This is a genomic window from Streptomyces sp. NPDC037271, from assembly GCF_055603605.1.
In genome coordinates this window covers 237,683-249,683 of the sequence record NZ_JBVJVN010000007.1, presented here as the reverse complement: position 1 = coordinate 249,683, position 12,001 = coordinate 237,683, and the positions used below count along the sequence as shown (strand labels likewise).

Annotated in this window: 14 protein-coding genes; 8 read left to right on the top strand and 6 right to left on the bottom strand. The window is 73.1% G+C overall.

Annotated elements, in window-relative coordinates; all coding sequences use genetic code 11:
* Positions 1-295: 295 nt before the first annotated feature.
* From ACZ7G3_RS16065 to ACZ7G3_RS16055, 3 genes are all read right to left on the bottom strand, one after another.
* Positions 296-541: a DUF5133 domain-containing protein gene (locus ACZ7G3_RS16065; RefSeq protein WP_426601622.1), complete on the bottom strand. Its 246-nt coding sequence runs from the start codon at positions 539-541 to the stop codon at positions 296-298.
* A 31-nt stretch (positions 542-572) separates the two neighbouring features.
* Positions 573-1,442, bottom strand: coding sequence for a SigB/SigF/SigG family RNA polymerase sigma factor (locus ACZ7G3_RS16060; RefSeq protein WP_426601623.1), 870 nt, complete (start codon positions 1,440-1,442; stop codon positions 573-575).
* A 177-nt stretch (positions 1,443-1,619) separates the two neighbouring features.
* Positions 1,620-2,066 carry an ATP-binding protein gene (locus ACZ7G3_RS16055; protein ID WP_426601624.1) on the bottom strand — a complete coding sequence of 149 codons (447 nt, stop codon included), beginning with the start codon at positions 2,064-2,066 and terminating at the stop codon, positions 1,620-1,622.
* Between the two features lie 168 nt (positions 2,067-2,234).
* Here ACZ7G3_RS16055 and ACZ7G3_RS16050 point away from each other — a divergent pair, with 168 nt between their 5' ends.
* From ACZ7G3_RS16050 to ACZ7G3_RS16040, 3 genes are all read left to right on the top strand, one after another.
* Positions 2,235-2,450, top strand: a complete 216-nt coding sequence (locus tag ACZ7G3_RS16050) for a hypothetical protein (RefSeq protein WP_426524227.1) — start codon at positions 2,235-2,237, stop codon at positions 2,448-2,450.
* A 49-nt stretch (positions 2,451-2,499) separates the two neighbouring features.
* Positions 2,500-3,978 (top strand): aminotransferase class I/II-fold pyridoxal phosphate-dependent enzyme, encoded by a 1,479-nt coding sequence (locus ACZ7G3_RS16045; protein WP_470926098.1) that lies wholly within the window; start codon positions 2,500-2,502, stop codon positions 3,976-3,978.
* 330 nt (positions 3,979-4,308) lie between these two features.
* Complete coding sequence (locus ACZ7G3_RS16040) at positions 4,309-4,764, top strand: cyclic nucleotide-binding domain-containing protein (protein ID WP_426524231.1); 456 nt, start codon at positions 4,309-4,311, stop codon at positions 4,762-4,764.
* A 93-nt stretch (positions 4,765-4,857) separates the two neighbouring features.
* Here the strand turns inward: ACZ7G3_RS16040 and ACZ7G3_RS16035 are convergent, their stop codons facing one another.
* Positions 4,858-5,472, bottom strand: coding sequence for a LysE/ArgO family amino acid transporter (locus tag ACZ7G3_RS16035; protein ID WP_426601628.1), 615 nt, complete (start codon positions 5,470-5,472; stop codon positions 4,858-4,860).
* A 69-nt stretch (positions 5,473-5,541) separates the two neighbouring features.
* Between ACZ7G3_RS16035 and ACZ7G3_RS16030 the strand changes: the two genes are divergently transcribed.
* The 3 genes from ACZ7G3_RS16030 (at position 5,542) to ACZ7G3_RS16020 (ending at position 7,269) form a co-directional block, all read left to right on the top strand.
* Positions 5,542-6,465: a LysR family transcriptional regulator ArgP gene (locus ACZ7G3_RS16030; RefSeq protein WP_470926133.1), complete on the top strand. Its 924-nt coding sequence runs from the start codon at positions 5,542-5,544 to the stop codon at positions 6,463-6,465.
* 116 nt (positions 6,466-6,581) lie between these two features.
* The gene (locus ACZ7G3_RS16025) at positions 6,582-6,833 is read left to right on the top strand and encodes a WhiB family transcriptional regulator (protein WP_426601629.1); all 252 of its coding nucleotides are present in this window, start codon (positions 6,582-6,584) and stop codon (positions 6,831-6,833) included.
* Between the two features lie 82 nt (positions 6,834-6,915).
* Positions 6,916-7,269, top strand: a complete 354-nt coding sequence (locus tag ACZ7G3_RS16020; RefSeq protein WP_426601630.1) for a DUF488 domain-containing protein — start codon at positions 6,916-6,918, stop codon at positions 7,267-7,269.
* A 55-nt stretch (positions 7,270-7,324) separates the two neighbouring features.
* Here the strand turns inward: ACZ7G3_RS16020 and ACZ7G3_RS16015 are convergent, their stop codons facing one another.
* Both ACZ7G3_RS16015 and ACZ7G3_RS16010 read right to left on the bottom strand, forming a co-directional pair.
* Complete coding sequence (locus ACZ7G3_RS16015; RefSeq protein ID WP_470926095.1) at positions 7,325-8,998, bottom strand: FAD-binding dehydrogenase; 1,674 nt, start codon at positions 8,996-8,998, stop codon at positions 7,325-7,327.
* Between the two features lie 130 nt (positions 8,999-9,128).
* A complete protein-coding gene (locus ACZ7G3_RS16010) occupies positions 9,129-9,752 on the bottom strand; it encodes a TetR/AcrR family transcriptional regulator (RefSeq protein ID WP_470926093.1) in 624 nt (207 codons plus the stop codon).
* A gap of 146 nt (positions 9,753-9,898) precedes the next feature.
* Between ACZ7G3_RS16010 and ACZ7G3_RS16005 the strand changes: the two genes are divergently transcribed.
* Both ACZ7G3_RS16005 and ACZ7G3_RS16000 read left to right on the top strand, forming a co-directional pair.
* Complete coding sequence (locus ACZ7G3_RS16005) at positions 9,899-10,528, top strand: alpha-ketoglutarate-dependent dioxygenase AlkB (RefSeq protein WP_470926091.1); 630 nt, start codon at positions 9,899-9,901, stop codon at positions 10,526-10,528.
* Positions 10,529-10,613: 85 nt separating this feature from the next.
* On the top strand, positions 10,614-11,945 hold the full coding sequence (locus ACZ7G3_RS16000) for an acyltransferase family protein (protein WP_470926089.1): 1,332 nt from the start codon (positions 10,614-10,616) through the stop codon (positions 11,943-11,945).
* The last annotated feature ends 56 nt before the right edge of the window (positions 11,946-12,001 follow it).

Below are 12,001 nucleotides of genomic sequence, written 5' to 3'. Positions count from 1 at the left end.
CTTGCTTCCGCAGTTCCTTCGCTACCATCGGGGTCTCCCCCTACGCCCCGGATCCAGGCTCCCCGCGTCCCCCACCCCCCCCGCCCCCCCGGGCCCGGGGACCCGGGCGGCCCGGGCCCGCCGGCTGGACGCCGGGACCCGGCGCGGTCGCCACCGCGCCGGGCTGCCGTGCGCGTCCCGGCGCCGGACCGCGGCGGCGCGTACCGGTCCTCATGACGACGACGCACGACTGCCCGTACGCCGTCTCGCGGCATACGGGCAGTCACGCCACCACACGCTCCCTGTCTGCCGTGGGTCAGTCCGCCACGCCCGCGGACTCGGCGACGGGCGGCGGGGCCGGGACCGTACCGGCCGCGAGCCAGCGGCGGGCGGCCTCCAGGGCCCCTGCCACATCACGCGTGCCGGTCGACACGCACAGCGTGTACGCCAGGTCCCGCGTCCGGGGGCCCGGTCCGCCCGTCTCGTCGGCGGGCTCGCGCACCGCTGCCGCCTCGTACGCGTCGACGAGTCCGCGCAGCACCACGGGGTGAGGCATCAGCATCCGTCTCGTTCCCTCCCTGTTCGCCGGCCGGTCAGCGGCGCACCGGCCGGCCGGTGCCCCGGCGGCCCGCCCGCTGCCCCATCGCCTCGTCGCGCACGCGGGCGCAGCTGCGGCTGATGAGCCGCGAGACGTGCATCTGCGAGATGCCCAGGCGGTCGGCTATACGGCTTTGCGTCATGTCCTCGAAGAAGCGCATGTAGAGGATGGCGCGCTCGCGTTCGGGCAGCCTGCGCAGTCCCTCCTTGGCGGACTCGCGGTCGATCACGGTGTCGTACGAGGCGTCCGCGGCGCCCAGGGTGTCCGCGAGGCTGTAGCCGTCATCGCCGGCCGACAGTTCGGCGTCCAGCGAGAGGGTGCTGAAGCTCTCCAGCGCCTCCATGCCGGCGCTGACCTCGTCCTCGGTCAGCCCGGTGTGGGCGGCGACGGCGGCCACCGTGGGTTCGGGGCTGCCCGGGCTCTGGGTGAGTTCGCGGCGCGCCACCCGCACCTTGTTGCGCAGTTCCTGGACCCGGCGGGGCACCCGAAGGGCCCACATGCGGTCCCGGAAGTGGCGCTTGACCTCGCCGGTGATGGTGGGCACGGCGTAGCTCTCGAAGGCTCCCCGCTCCGGGTCGAAGCGGTCGATGGCCTTCACCAGACCGAGCGCCGCGACCTGGCGGAGGTCTTCGATGGACTCGCCGCGGTCCCGGAACCGCCCGGCGATCCGGTGGGCCATGGGCAGCCAGGCCGTGACGAGTTCGTCGCGGACGGCGTCGCGCTCGGGCCCGTCCGCCAGCCCCGTCAGCCGGCCGAAGAGGGCCATGGTGTCGGGCGCGTCGTCGTGCCGGCGACGGGCGGGAGCGGCGGAGGCGTTGGTGGACTCGATGGTTCCGGGACGGACGGTGGGTGTTTCGATGAGCATGCGCGTTCGCTCCTGAACGGTGGTCTCAGGGGACTTTCCGCGGGAACGGCACTGTCCGGGTCACCACCCGGAGGGCCGAAGCAGCCATACCGCTCCCGCTGCTGCGCCTCCGGTCCGAAGCACGAACTTGCGACTGCCCCTGCCCCGGGGGAACAAACTCCGCTTTTCGAAAAGTACTCAGGACAGCGGAACGACCACGGTGATGCACTTGCCTCCCGAGGGAAGGTCTGCCACCCGTACGTCACGTGCCAGCCGGCAGACGATCGGCCAGCCCCGGCCGCCGACGCGGCGGCGTCCCTGGGGATCGGTGGACGGCACGGCCACCGGAAGGTCGCGGCTGCGGTCGCACACCGACAGCCTCAGACCGGGCCCGACGACGTCGGCCCGGAAGTCGGTGATGCCACCGCCGTGCAGGATCGCGTTGGTGGTGAGTTCCGAGGCGACGAGCACGGCGTCCGACAGGGCGCCCGCGTCGCAGGACGTGCTGCCGTCGGTGCCGCTGCACTCGGTGACGACGCGTTCGACCGTCCTGCGCGCCTCGGCCGGTTTGCACGGCCGGTACGGCCGGTGCCGGTGAGCGCCGTGCTGCTCGACGACGGGTTCGGTCGTGTGCCTGTCACACATCCGTCTGCTCCCTGGTCGGTGAGACGGGCCGGATCCGGCCGGCCCCGCGCGCCGTCCGCGCGCCGTACGGCCCTGTCGATCGGCTGACCTCTGCCCGTACCCCCAAACCTCCGGCCCTCCGTTCGGCCCAGCGGCCATCCGGGGGCTCTGCGGGGGTACGCGGAGTACATGACGGATGTTGTGGACTCGGACGAACTGCTGCGCCGCATGCACCGCGCGAGGGCCTGCGCGGTGGAACAGGAGCGGATCTGGCGGGCGCGAAGGGAGGAGCTGCGGCCGACCGATCCGGAGGGCTCCCGGGACGCCGCCGTACGGACGATGGCGTACGAGGCCGTCCTGCGGGTGCTGGACGAGGTGCTGACCCCGGGGCGGCACGCCCGGTGACGAGCCGCGGAGCGGATTGACCGGGGACCGGACGGGAAACCGGATCCGCATGACGGCCGACCACACCCGAGCACCCGTTCTGGAAGCCCTCGTCGACTACCGCCGCGAGGGGCGGCTGTCGTTCACGCCGCCGGGGCACAAACAGGCCCGCGGGGCCGACCCGGAGGTACGGGACGTGCTGGGCGACGCCGTCTTCTACGGGGACGTGCTCGCGACGGGTGGGCTCGACGACCGGCTCACCCGGGGGCGGGTGCTGCAGCGCGCCCAGGAGCTGATGGCCGATGCCGTGCACGCCGACCACACGTTCTTCTCGACGTGCGGGTCCTCCCTGTCGGTGAAGGCGGCGATGCTGGCGGTCGCGGGGCCGCACGAGAAGCTGCTGATCGGCCGGGACGCCCACAAGTCCGTCGTCTCCGGGCTGATCCTGTCCGGGATCGAGCCGGTCTGGGTCGAGCCGCGCTGGGACGCGGAGCGCCACCTGGCCCATCCGCCGTCCGCCGAGGAGTTCGAGAAGGCGTTCGCCGCCCATCCCGACGCCAAGGGCGCCCTGGTCACCAGCCCGACACCGTACGGCGCGAGCGCCGACCTGCGGGCCGTCGCCGAGGTCTGCCACCGCCGCTCGGCACCGCTGATCGTCGACGAGGCCTGGGGCGCGCATCTGCCCTTCCATCCCGATCTGCCGTCCTGGGCGATGGACGCGGGCGCCGACATCTGCGTGACCAGCATCCACAAGATGGGCAGCGGCCTGGAGCAGGGCTCCGTGTTCCATCTGCGCGGTGACCTGGTCCCGCCGAAGCTGCTCGGCATGCGGGCGGACCTGCTGGGCACCACCAGTCCCTCGGCGCTGATCTTCGCCGGGCTGGACGGCTGGCGCCGCCAGATGGCGCTGCGCGGCCGCGAGCTGATGGGCGGCGCCCTGGAGCTGGCGGCCGACGTCCGCGCGGCTGTCGAGGAGATCGACGGCATGCACGTCAACGACCGGGACGACTTCTGCGGCCCGGGACTGGCCCACGGGTTCGATCCGCTGCCCGTCGTCATCGACCTCGACGGGCTCGGCGTCTCGGGTTTCCAGGCGGCGGACTGGCTGCGCGAACACCGGGGCGTGATCGCGCACATCACGGACCACCGCCGCATCGGCGCGCAGATCACCCACGGCGACGACCGGGAGACCGCCGGCGAGCTGCTCGCCGCGCTCAAGGACCTCGCGCACGCCGCCCCTGGCCTTTCCCCCGCCCCGCGCGTCGAGGTGCCGTCGCCGTCCGAGCTGCGGATGCCGCAGGTGGGTCTGGTCCGGGACGCGTTCTTCGGGCCCACCCAGGACGTGCCGCTCGACCGGGCCGCCGGGCGCGTCGCGGCGGAGATGATCACGCCGTACCCGCCCGGCATCCCGGCCGTCCTGCCCGGCGAGCGGCTGGCCGAACCCGTCCTGCGGTATCTGCGCAGCGGTCTGGACGCCGGGATGTACCTGCCGGACCCGAGCGATCCGCGACTGGAGACGATCAGGGTCGTCGCGGAGAACGGCGGGTGAGGCCCTGGGCGGGGCAGTGGCGGCTCGGGCCAGTGAAACAGGTCACGTGCCCCGGTTCCCGCTTCGCGGAAAAACCAAAGATGGTTTAGCGTTCACGCATACGTGGCGACGGGGTCGACCGGAGTGTCCTTCGTACGTCACCGCTTACGGCCCTGGCTGGCTTCCCCCGTCCAGCCAGGGCTTTTTCATACCCTGGCGCGGCCGTCCCCGGATCCGGCACGGAATCCGTACGGGATCTGCCGTCCGCCGAGGTGCTCAGGGCGCTCGAAGCGACTGAAATGGGCATAGGGAAAGCCCCGGAACCGAATCGCCGGCGAGGAGCCCCGTGCCATGACCAAAGCGATCAAACTGCTGACCGCCCTTCCGCTGCCCCAGCGCGAGCGGCTGACGGCACTCGCCCGGGAGGTCTCCTTCCCGGAGGACGCCCGGATCTTCGAGGCGGGCGGCAGGGCCGACCGGTTCTGGGTCGTCCGTTCCGGCGCGGTCTCCCTGACCCAGCAGGTCACGCCCCTGCAGCGGGTCACGGTCGCCAGCCTCGGCGCGGGCGATCTGCTCGGCTGGTCCTGGCTGTTCCCGCCCTACGAGTGGGACTTCGGCGCCGAGGCCTTCAGCCCGGTGCGCGCCTACGAGTTCGAGGCGGCCTCGGTGCTCGCCCTGTGCGACGAGGACCCGCAGCTGGGCATCGTGCTGGTGCGGTCGGTCGCCGAGATCCTCGCGCACCGGCTGGAGACGACGAGGGGCCGGCTCATGGAGCACTACGCGCTGCACGGACGCGCCTCCCTGTGAGGCGGCGTCACGCACCGTAGCGGCGCGGCGCCGGCAGCGCGACGCGGCCGGGGCCCCGGCCCGGTGGGCCGGCTGGGCCGACGGCGGCCCGGTTCAGGCTCCGGCGACGAGGGTGACGCCGAGGACGATCATGGTGACGGCGACCAGTCCGTCGAGCACCCGCCAGGCCGCGGGCCGGGCCAGGAACCGGCCGAGGTAGCGGGCGCCGAAGCCGAGCGCGGCGAACCAGCACAGGCTGGCGGCCACGGCACCCAGGCCGAAGGTCCAGCGCAGCGGGCCCCGGTCGGCGGCGACCGAGCCCAGCAGGAACACCGTGTCGAGGTAGACGTGCGGGTTGAGCCAGGTCAGTGCCAGGCAGGTGAGGACCGCCCGGCGGCGCGAGCCCGCGGCGTCGCCGTCCGCCCGCAGCGCACCGGTCGGCCGGAACACCCGCCGGGCGGCCAGGGCGCCGTAGCAGAGCAGGAAGCCTCCGCCGATCCAGCCGACCGCGGTCAGCGCGCCCGGCCAGGCCACCACCACCGCGCCGACCCCGCCGACCCCGAGGGCGATGAGCAGGGCGTCGGAGAGCGCGCAGATGCCGACCACGGCGAGGACCGCGTCACGGCGGATCCCCTGGCGCAGGACGAAGGCGTTCTGGGCACCGATGGCGACGATGAGCGAGAGGCCGGTGCCGAAGCCGGCGGCCGCGGCGGTGAGTGCGTTGGTCATGCCCTCGACGCTAAGCGGACGATCACAGGACGTACAGCTAAAGATTCTTACGTATCATTAGCGCTCGTGATGACGGAGAGGACGGGCACGACCACGGCGGCTTTCGCGGACCTTCCGCTCGACCAGGTCCGCACCCTGCTGGCCGTGGTGGACGAGGGCACTTTCGACGCGGCCGCCGCGGCACTGCACGTGACGCCGTCCGCGGTCAGCCAGCGGGTGAAGGCCCTGGAGCAGCGCACCGGCCGGGTGCTGCTGCTGCGCACCAAACCGGTGCGGCCGACGGATTCCGGCGCGGTGCTGGTGCGCCTCGCCCGCCAGGTGGCCCGGCTGGAGCGGGACGCGTACGCCGAGCTGGGGCTGAGCGGTGCCGGGGAGCCGACCCGGGTCTCGGTGGCCGTCAACGCCGACTCGCTCGCGACATGGTTCCTCGGCGCCCTCACGCGGGTGCCTCGAGAACCCCGGCTCTGCTTCGAGCTGCGCCGTGAGGACGAGGACCACACGGCGGCCCTGCTGCGGGAGGGCGTGGTGATGGCCGCGGTGACCTCGTCGCCCGATCCCGTCCCCGGCTGCTCCGTCCGGTACCTCGGCCGGATGCGGTATCTCCCGTGCGCCGCCCCGGGGTTCGCCGCACGGCATCTGGGCGGGCCGCTGCGCGAGGTGCTCGCAGGGGCTCCGGTGGTGGTCTTCGACCGGCGCGACGACTTCCAGGACGGCTTCGCGCGGCGGCTGGGGCACGGCGGCGCGAGTACGGCGCGGCACTACATGCCGACCTCGGAGGGCTTCGTCGAGGCGGTCGCCGCCGGTCTGGGCTGGGGCATGGTGCCCGAGCCCCAGGCGGAGCCGCTGCTGCGCACCGGCCGGATCGTCGACTTCGCCCCGGATCTGGCGGTGGACGTCCCGCTGTACTGGCAGCAGTGGAAACTCGACTCCCCGGCGCTCGCGACGGTGGCCGACACGGTGGTGACGGCGGCACGGGAGACGCTGCGGAGGTAGGCGCGACGGTACGGACGCGAGGCCCCGCGCCGGTTTCACTCCGCTGTCGACAGGTCACCCGCAAGGGAGCAAGGCATTCACGAGGAAGCGAACGATACCGATCGCAGGTGACTTTGATGGACGACTGGCGAGAGCACGCCGCATGCCGCACGGAGGACCCCGACCTGTTCTTCCCGATCGGCACCACCGGCCCGGCCGCTTTGCAGACCGAGCAGGCGAAGGCGGTCTGCCGGCGCTGTCCGGTCCAGGAGCAGTGTCTGCGATGGGCACTCGACACGGGGCAGACCCTCGGCGTCTGGGGAGGGACCGGGGAGCTGGAGCGCCGTGCGCTCAAGCGGCGTGAGGCCGTGCGCCGGAGGTCCGGCTGACCCCGGTGCGGCGCCTCGGCCTCGGTGGCCGGGGCGGCGCGGTCGCCCCCACGGGTACCGGCCCGGAGAGAAAGGAACAGCCATGAACGTCCGTGTGCACCGCGTCTACGATCCGCCCGGACCCGACGACGGCGTGCGCGTCCTGGTGGACCGGCTGTGGCCGCGCGGCGTGGCGAAGGACGCGGCGCACGTGGACGAGTGGCCCAAGAGCCTCACCCCGTCGGCCGAGTTGCGCCGCTGGTACCACGCGGGCGAGGGCTCCTACGAGGAGTTCGCGCAGCGGTACGAGGCCGAGCTGGCCGCCCCGGACGCGGCGGAGCTCCTCGACCACGTACGGGAGCTGGCGCGCAAGGGGGACGTGACGCTGCTGACCGCGTCCAAGTCGCCGGAGCAGAGCCATGCCGCCGTGCTGCTCCGCCTCCTCGACGAGACGTGAGGAGACGGAGCCGCCGCATGGGGAGACGGAGCCGCCGGCGAAGCGGTCGCCTCGCTCAGGACGTCTGCCGTGCCGCCGCCCGGCCCGCCGCCCGCCCGGAGAACAGGCAGCCGCCGAGGAAGGTGCCCTCCAGCGCGTTGTAGCCGTGCACCCCGCCGCCGCCGAAGCCGGCCACCTCACCGGCCGCGTAGAGGCCCTCGACGGGCGTGCCGTCGGCGCCCAGGGCGCGGGAGTCGAGGTCGGTCTGGATGCCACCGAGCGTCTTGCGCGTGAGGATGTGCAGTTTGACACCGATCAGCGGGCCCGCCGCCGGGTCGAGTACGCGATGCGGCGCGGCGACCCGGCCGAGACGGTCGCCGATGTAGCGGCGGGCGTTGCGGATGCCCTGGACCTGGGCGTCCTTGGCGTAGGGGTTGGCCATCTGGAGGTCGCGGGCCTCTATCTGGCGGCGGATCAGGTCGGCGTCCAGGAGCGGTCTGTCGGTCAGCCCGTTCATCCTGTCGACGAGTTGCTCCAGGTTCGGCGCGGACACGAAGTCGGCTCCCCTGCGCAGGAAGGCGTCCACCGGCCCCGGCGCACCCTTGCCGAGGACGCGTTCGCGCAGGAATCCGGCGCGGTCCTTCGCGGTGATGTCGGGGTTCTGCTCGGAGCCGGAGAGCGCGAACTCCTTCTCGATGATCTTCTGGGTGAGGATGAACCAGGAGTGGTCGTGGCCGGCGAGGTCCTCGGCCGTGCGCAGGTGCCGGAGGGTGCCGAGGGTGTCGTAGCCGGGCAGGCAGGGCCCGGGGAGGCGGCGGCCGAGGGCGTCGAACCACAGCGAGGAAGGTCCGGGCAGGATGCGGATGCCGTGGCCGGGCCAGATGGGGTCCCAGTTGCGCACGCCCTCGGTGTAGTGCCACATCCGGTCGCGGTTGACCAGGCGTGCGCCCGCCTCGGCGCTGATGTCGAGCATCCGTCCGTCGACGTAGGCGGGGACGCCGGTGACCATCTCGGCGGGCGGGGTGCCGAGGCGCTCGGGCCAGTGGCGGCGGACGATGTCGTGGTCGGCGCCGATGCCTCCGGAGGTGACGATCACGGCCTGGGCGGTGAGTCGGAACTCGCCGATCGCCTCGCGGTTGGAGGCGACTCCGCGGGGTGAGTGGTCCTCGGCCAGTACGGTGCCGCGCACACCGCGCGCGGTGCCGTCCTCGACGACCAGGTGGTCGACGCGGTGACGGTGGTGGAAGGTGAGCAGCCCGTCGCGCACGGCCTGCCTGGCGTACCGCACGAACGGCTCGACTACGCCCGTGCCGGTGCCCCAGGCGATGTGGAAGCGGGGCACGGAGTTGCCGTGCCCGCCGGCCGTGAGGTCGCCGCGCTCGGCCCAGCCGACGGTGGGCAGGAAGGTGATGCCGTGCCCGGTGAGCCAGGACCGCTTCTCCCCCGCCGCCCACTCGACGTACGCCCGGGCCCAGCGCACCGCCCAGGAGTCCTCGTCCTCGGTCCGGTCGAAGCCCGCGCTGCCCTGCCAGTCGTTCCAGGCGAGCTCGAAGGAGTCCTTGACGCCGAGGCGCCGCTGTTCCGGCGAGTCGACGAGGAAGAGGCCGCCGAAGGACCAGAAGGCCTGACCGCCGAGGTTGGCCGCGTTCTCCTGGTCGACGAGGGCCACCCTCCTGCCCCGGCTGGTCAGTTCGTGGGCCGCGACCAGCCCGGCCAGGCCCGCTCCGACCACGATGACGTCGGCATCCATGGCGATCGTCCCTTCCTGTTCCGTGTCATGGGGGATTTCGAGGGGTTGAGGGGCTCGAAGGGCTCGAAGGGTTCGAGGGGTTCGAGGGGTTCGAGGGGTTCGAAGCGTTGAGGGACGAGGGACTGGGGGGTCAGGGGGTGTCGCCGCCCTCGGTGAGCAGTGCGGTGAGCAGCTGTCCCAGCCAGGCGCGCGCGTGCTCGACGTCCCGGTCCAGGAGCAGCTGGGTGGTGACTCCGTCGTACGCGGCGACCACGGCGTGCGCCGCGCCGTCCGCGTCGCCCAGGACGGCGGGAACAGTGGTGTGCCCGCGGGCCCGGGCGAGCCGTTCGGCGATCGCCTGCCGCAGGCGCGCCCGGTGCTCCAGCAGTGCCCGTGCCACGGCCGGATCGCGGGCGGCGTGCACCAGGAAGTCCGTCTTCACCAGGAGCCAGTCCCGGTCCAGGAGCAGCACTTCGGTGACCCGGTCCGCGGCGGCGGGCACGTCCAGGTCCGGACCGTCCAGCGCGAGGGCGCCGGACACCTGCTCCGCGATCAGGTCGGCCCGTTCGCGGTAGAGGGCGAAGAACAGCTCGTCGAGGCTGTCGAAGTTCGAGTAGAAGGCGCCCCGGCTGTAACCGGCCGCCTCGCAGACCTCCTCGATCGACACCCGGCCGAACCCCTTCTCGGCGAACACCGTGAACGCCGCCTCCAGGAGGTTCGCGCGGGTGCGCGCCCGCCGCCTGGTCACCCGCCCGGTCGTCGCCTTCACCGCCATGTCCGGTCCTCCCTGTGTTCGATCCGGGAACGTATCCGATACAGCGGTGTATCGGAAGGGTCGTGCCGGGAACGGGGCACGGACAGAAAACAAAGACAGAACACATGGATAGAACATCCATTCGAATCAGGGTTTACGCTGGACCCATGACCACGCACCTCCAGGGCTCGCTCTTCGACCAGACGGACGAGGTCCTGCTCGGCCCGCTCGACGGGCTGCGCCGCACGCACCTCGGCTCGGGTGCCTGGATCGACCTGCTTCCCGGGTGGCTGACCGGCGCCGACGCGCTGTTCGAGCGGCTGGCCGCCGAGGTCCCGTGGCGCGCGGAGCGGCGTGCCATGTACGACCAGGTGGTCGACGTACCCCGGCTGCTCGCCTTCTACGGAGCGGGCGACACGCTGCCGCACCCGCTGCTGGCCGAGGCCCGCGACGCGCTGTCCGCGCACTACGCCGAGGAGCTGGGCGAGCCCTTCACCACTGCCGGGCTGTGCCACTACCGCGACGGCCGGGACAGTGTCGCCTGGCACGGTGACCGGATCGGGCGGGGTGCGCGCCAGGACACGATGGTCGCCATCCTGTCGGTCGGAACACCCCGGGACCTGCTGCTGCGCCCGGCGGGCGGAGGCGGTGACACGGTGCGCCGCCCGCTGGGCCACGGGGACCTGATCGTGATGGGCGGCTCCTGTCAGCGGACGTGGGAGCACTGCGTCCCCAAGAGCACCCGGGCCGCCGGGCCCCGCATCAGCGTCCAGTTCCGCCCGCACGGCGTGCGCTGAACCACCCCGGACCGCCGGCGTACCGGAAGTCTGTCCTCCCCCGGTCCGCTGCCCCACACTGGGCGCACCTCGGGCGGGAGGGCCGATGAGCGCGGACACGGGGCGAGGGGCGGCCGGCGGCCGGCGCGGCGAACTGGACGCGCTGCGCGCCCTCGTCGTGCTGGGTCTGGTCTTCTTCCACACCGCCCTCGTCTTCTCACCGGACGACGACTTCTACGTCAAGAACGCGCGGACGACGGACGCCGTCACCGTCCTCGCCGGGTTCGGCGTGGTGTGGGCCATGCCCATGCTGTTCCTCGTCGCCGGTCTCGGCGCCCGGCACTCGATCCGCCGCCGCGGGCCCGGCGGCTTCGCCCGGGAACGTCTGCTCCGCCTCGGCGTCCCCCTGGTCTTCGGGACGGCCGTCCTGTGCCCCCTCCCCCAGTGGCTGCGCCTGCGCGCCGCCGACCCGGGCCACCACGAGTCGTACTGGCGGTTCTGGCCGCGCTTCCTGACCGTCCGCCCGGACCTCGCCGACTTCCCCTTCGTCCTGGAGGGGGACCACTTCGAGACCGGGCACCTGTGGTTCGTCGTCCTGCTGCTCGCCTTCTGCCTGCTGCTCGTCCCGGTCGCGGCCCGGCTGACGGCCGGCGCCGGACACGTTGCCCCCGCTCTGCGCCGCCACCCGGCCCTGCTCCTGCTCCCCGCGCTGCCGCTCGCCGCCGTCAACGCGCTGCTGGGCATGGAGGAGGACTACGCGGGCTGGAACCGCTGGGCCTACCTGCTGTTCTTCCTGTGCGGTTTCGCCCTCGCGGACGACGGGCGGATCCGGGAGGCGATGCGCCGCGCGGCGATACCGGTGGGGCTGCTCGGGCTGGTGCTGTTCGCCGGGTCCGCGCCCGGCTTCGTCGCCGGCGACGACCCGTTCACGGCATGGACGCCGCTCGCGCTGTTCACCCGGGCGGTGTTCGGGGCGGCCGGCTGGTGCTGGGTGGTCTCGATCCTCGGTCTGCTGGACCGGCCGCGGAACCGGACGGCGCGCCCGCGGCCCGGCACGGGCGGCCCGACCGCGCGACGGGACGCGGGGCCGCGTTGGACCGCGCGACGGGACGCGACGCTGCGGTATCTGGCGCTCGCCGCGTTGCCCCTCTACGTGCTGCACCAGCCGGTCGTGGTCGCCTTCGCGTACGGCGTGGTCGGATGGTCCGTGCCGATGGCGGTCAAGTACGCGGTGATCGTGGCCGCTTCGCTGGGCGTGATCCTCGTCGTGTACGAGTACGGGGTGCGCAGGACGCCGGTGACACGGGTCCTGTTCGGGATGCGCCCGGCCGCTCGGCCCCGGTCTGCCCGGGAACCGCTGGAGCAGGACCCACCGGACCCACGGGATCCGCCTGACCCGTCGCTTCCGCCGGGCCCGTCGCTTCCGCCGCCCCACTGACCTGGGTGAGGGACGCCGCGCGACAGGCCCGGGAACGGGCGTTCTAGAGTCGGGGC

Bases quoted from the DNA above. Each gene is read 5' to 3' on its own strand.
- ACZ7G3_RS16065 (WP_426601622.1), bottom strand. From the start codon at position 541: ATGCTGATGCCTCACCCCGTGGTGCTGCGCGGACTCGTCGACGCGTAC.
- ACZ7G3_RS16060 (WP_426601623.1), bottom strand. From the start codon at position 1,442: ATGCTCATCGAAACACCCACCGTCCGTCCCGGAACCATCGAGTCCACC.
- ACZ7G3_RS16055 (WP_426601624.1), bottom strand. From the start codon at position 2,066: ATGTGTGACAGGCACACGACCGAACCCGTCGTCGAGCAGCACGGCGCT.
- ACZ7G3_RS16050 (WP_426524227.1), top strand. From the start codon at position 2,235: ATGACGGATGTTGTGGACTCGGACGAACTGCTGCGCCGCATGCACCGC.
- ACZ7G3_RS16045 (WP_470926098.1), top strand. From the start codon at position 2,500: ATGACGGCCGACCACACCCGAGCACCCGTTCTGGAAGCCCTCGTCGAC.
- ACZ7G3_RS16040 (WP_426524231.1), top strand. From the start codon at position 4,309: ATGACCAAAGCGATCAAACTGCTGACCGCCCTTCCGCTGCCCCAGCGC.
- ACZ7G3_RS16035 (WP_426601628.1), bottom strand. From the start codon at position 5,472: ATGACCAACGCACTCACCGCCGCGGCCGCCGGCTTCGGCACCGGCCTC.
- ACZ7G3_RS16030 (WP_470926133.1), top strand. From the start codon at position 5,542: ATGACGGAGAGGACGGGCACGACCACGGCGGCTTTCGCGGACCTTCCG.
- ACZ7G3_RS16025 (WP_426601629.1), top strand. From the start codon at position 6,582: ATGGACGACTGGCGAGAGCACGCCGCATGCCGCACGGAGGACCCCGAC.
- ACZ7G3_RS16020 (WP_426601630.1), top strand. From the start codon at position 6,916: ATGAACGTCCGTGTGCACCGCGTCTACGATCCGCCCGGACCCGACGAC.
- ACZ7G3_RS16015 (WP_470926095.1), bottom strand. From the start codon at position 8,998: ATGGATGCCGACGTCATCGTGGTCGGAGCGGGCCTGGCCGGGCTGGTC.
- ACZ7G3_RS16010 (WP_470926093.1), bottom strand. From the start codon at position 9,752: ATGGCGGTGAAGGCGACGACCGGGCGGGTGACCAGGCGGCGGGCGCGC.
- ACZ7G3_RS16005 (WP_470926091.1), top strand. From the start codon at position 9,899: ATGACCACGCACCTCCAGGGCTCGCTCTTCGACCAGACGGACGAGGTC.
- ACZ7G3_RS16000 (WP_470926089.1), top strand. From the start codon at position 10,614: ATGAGCGCGGACACGGGGCGAGGGGCGGCCGGCGGCCGGCGCGGCGAA.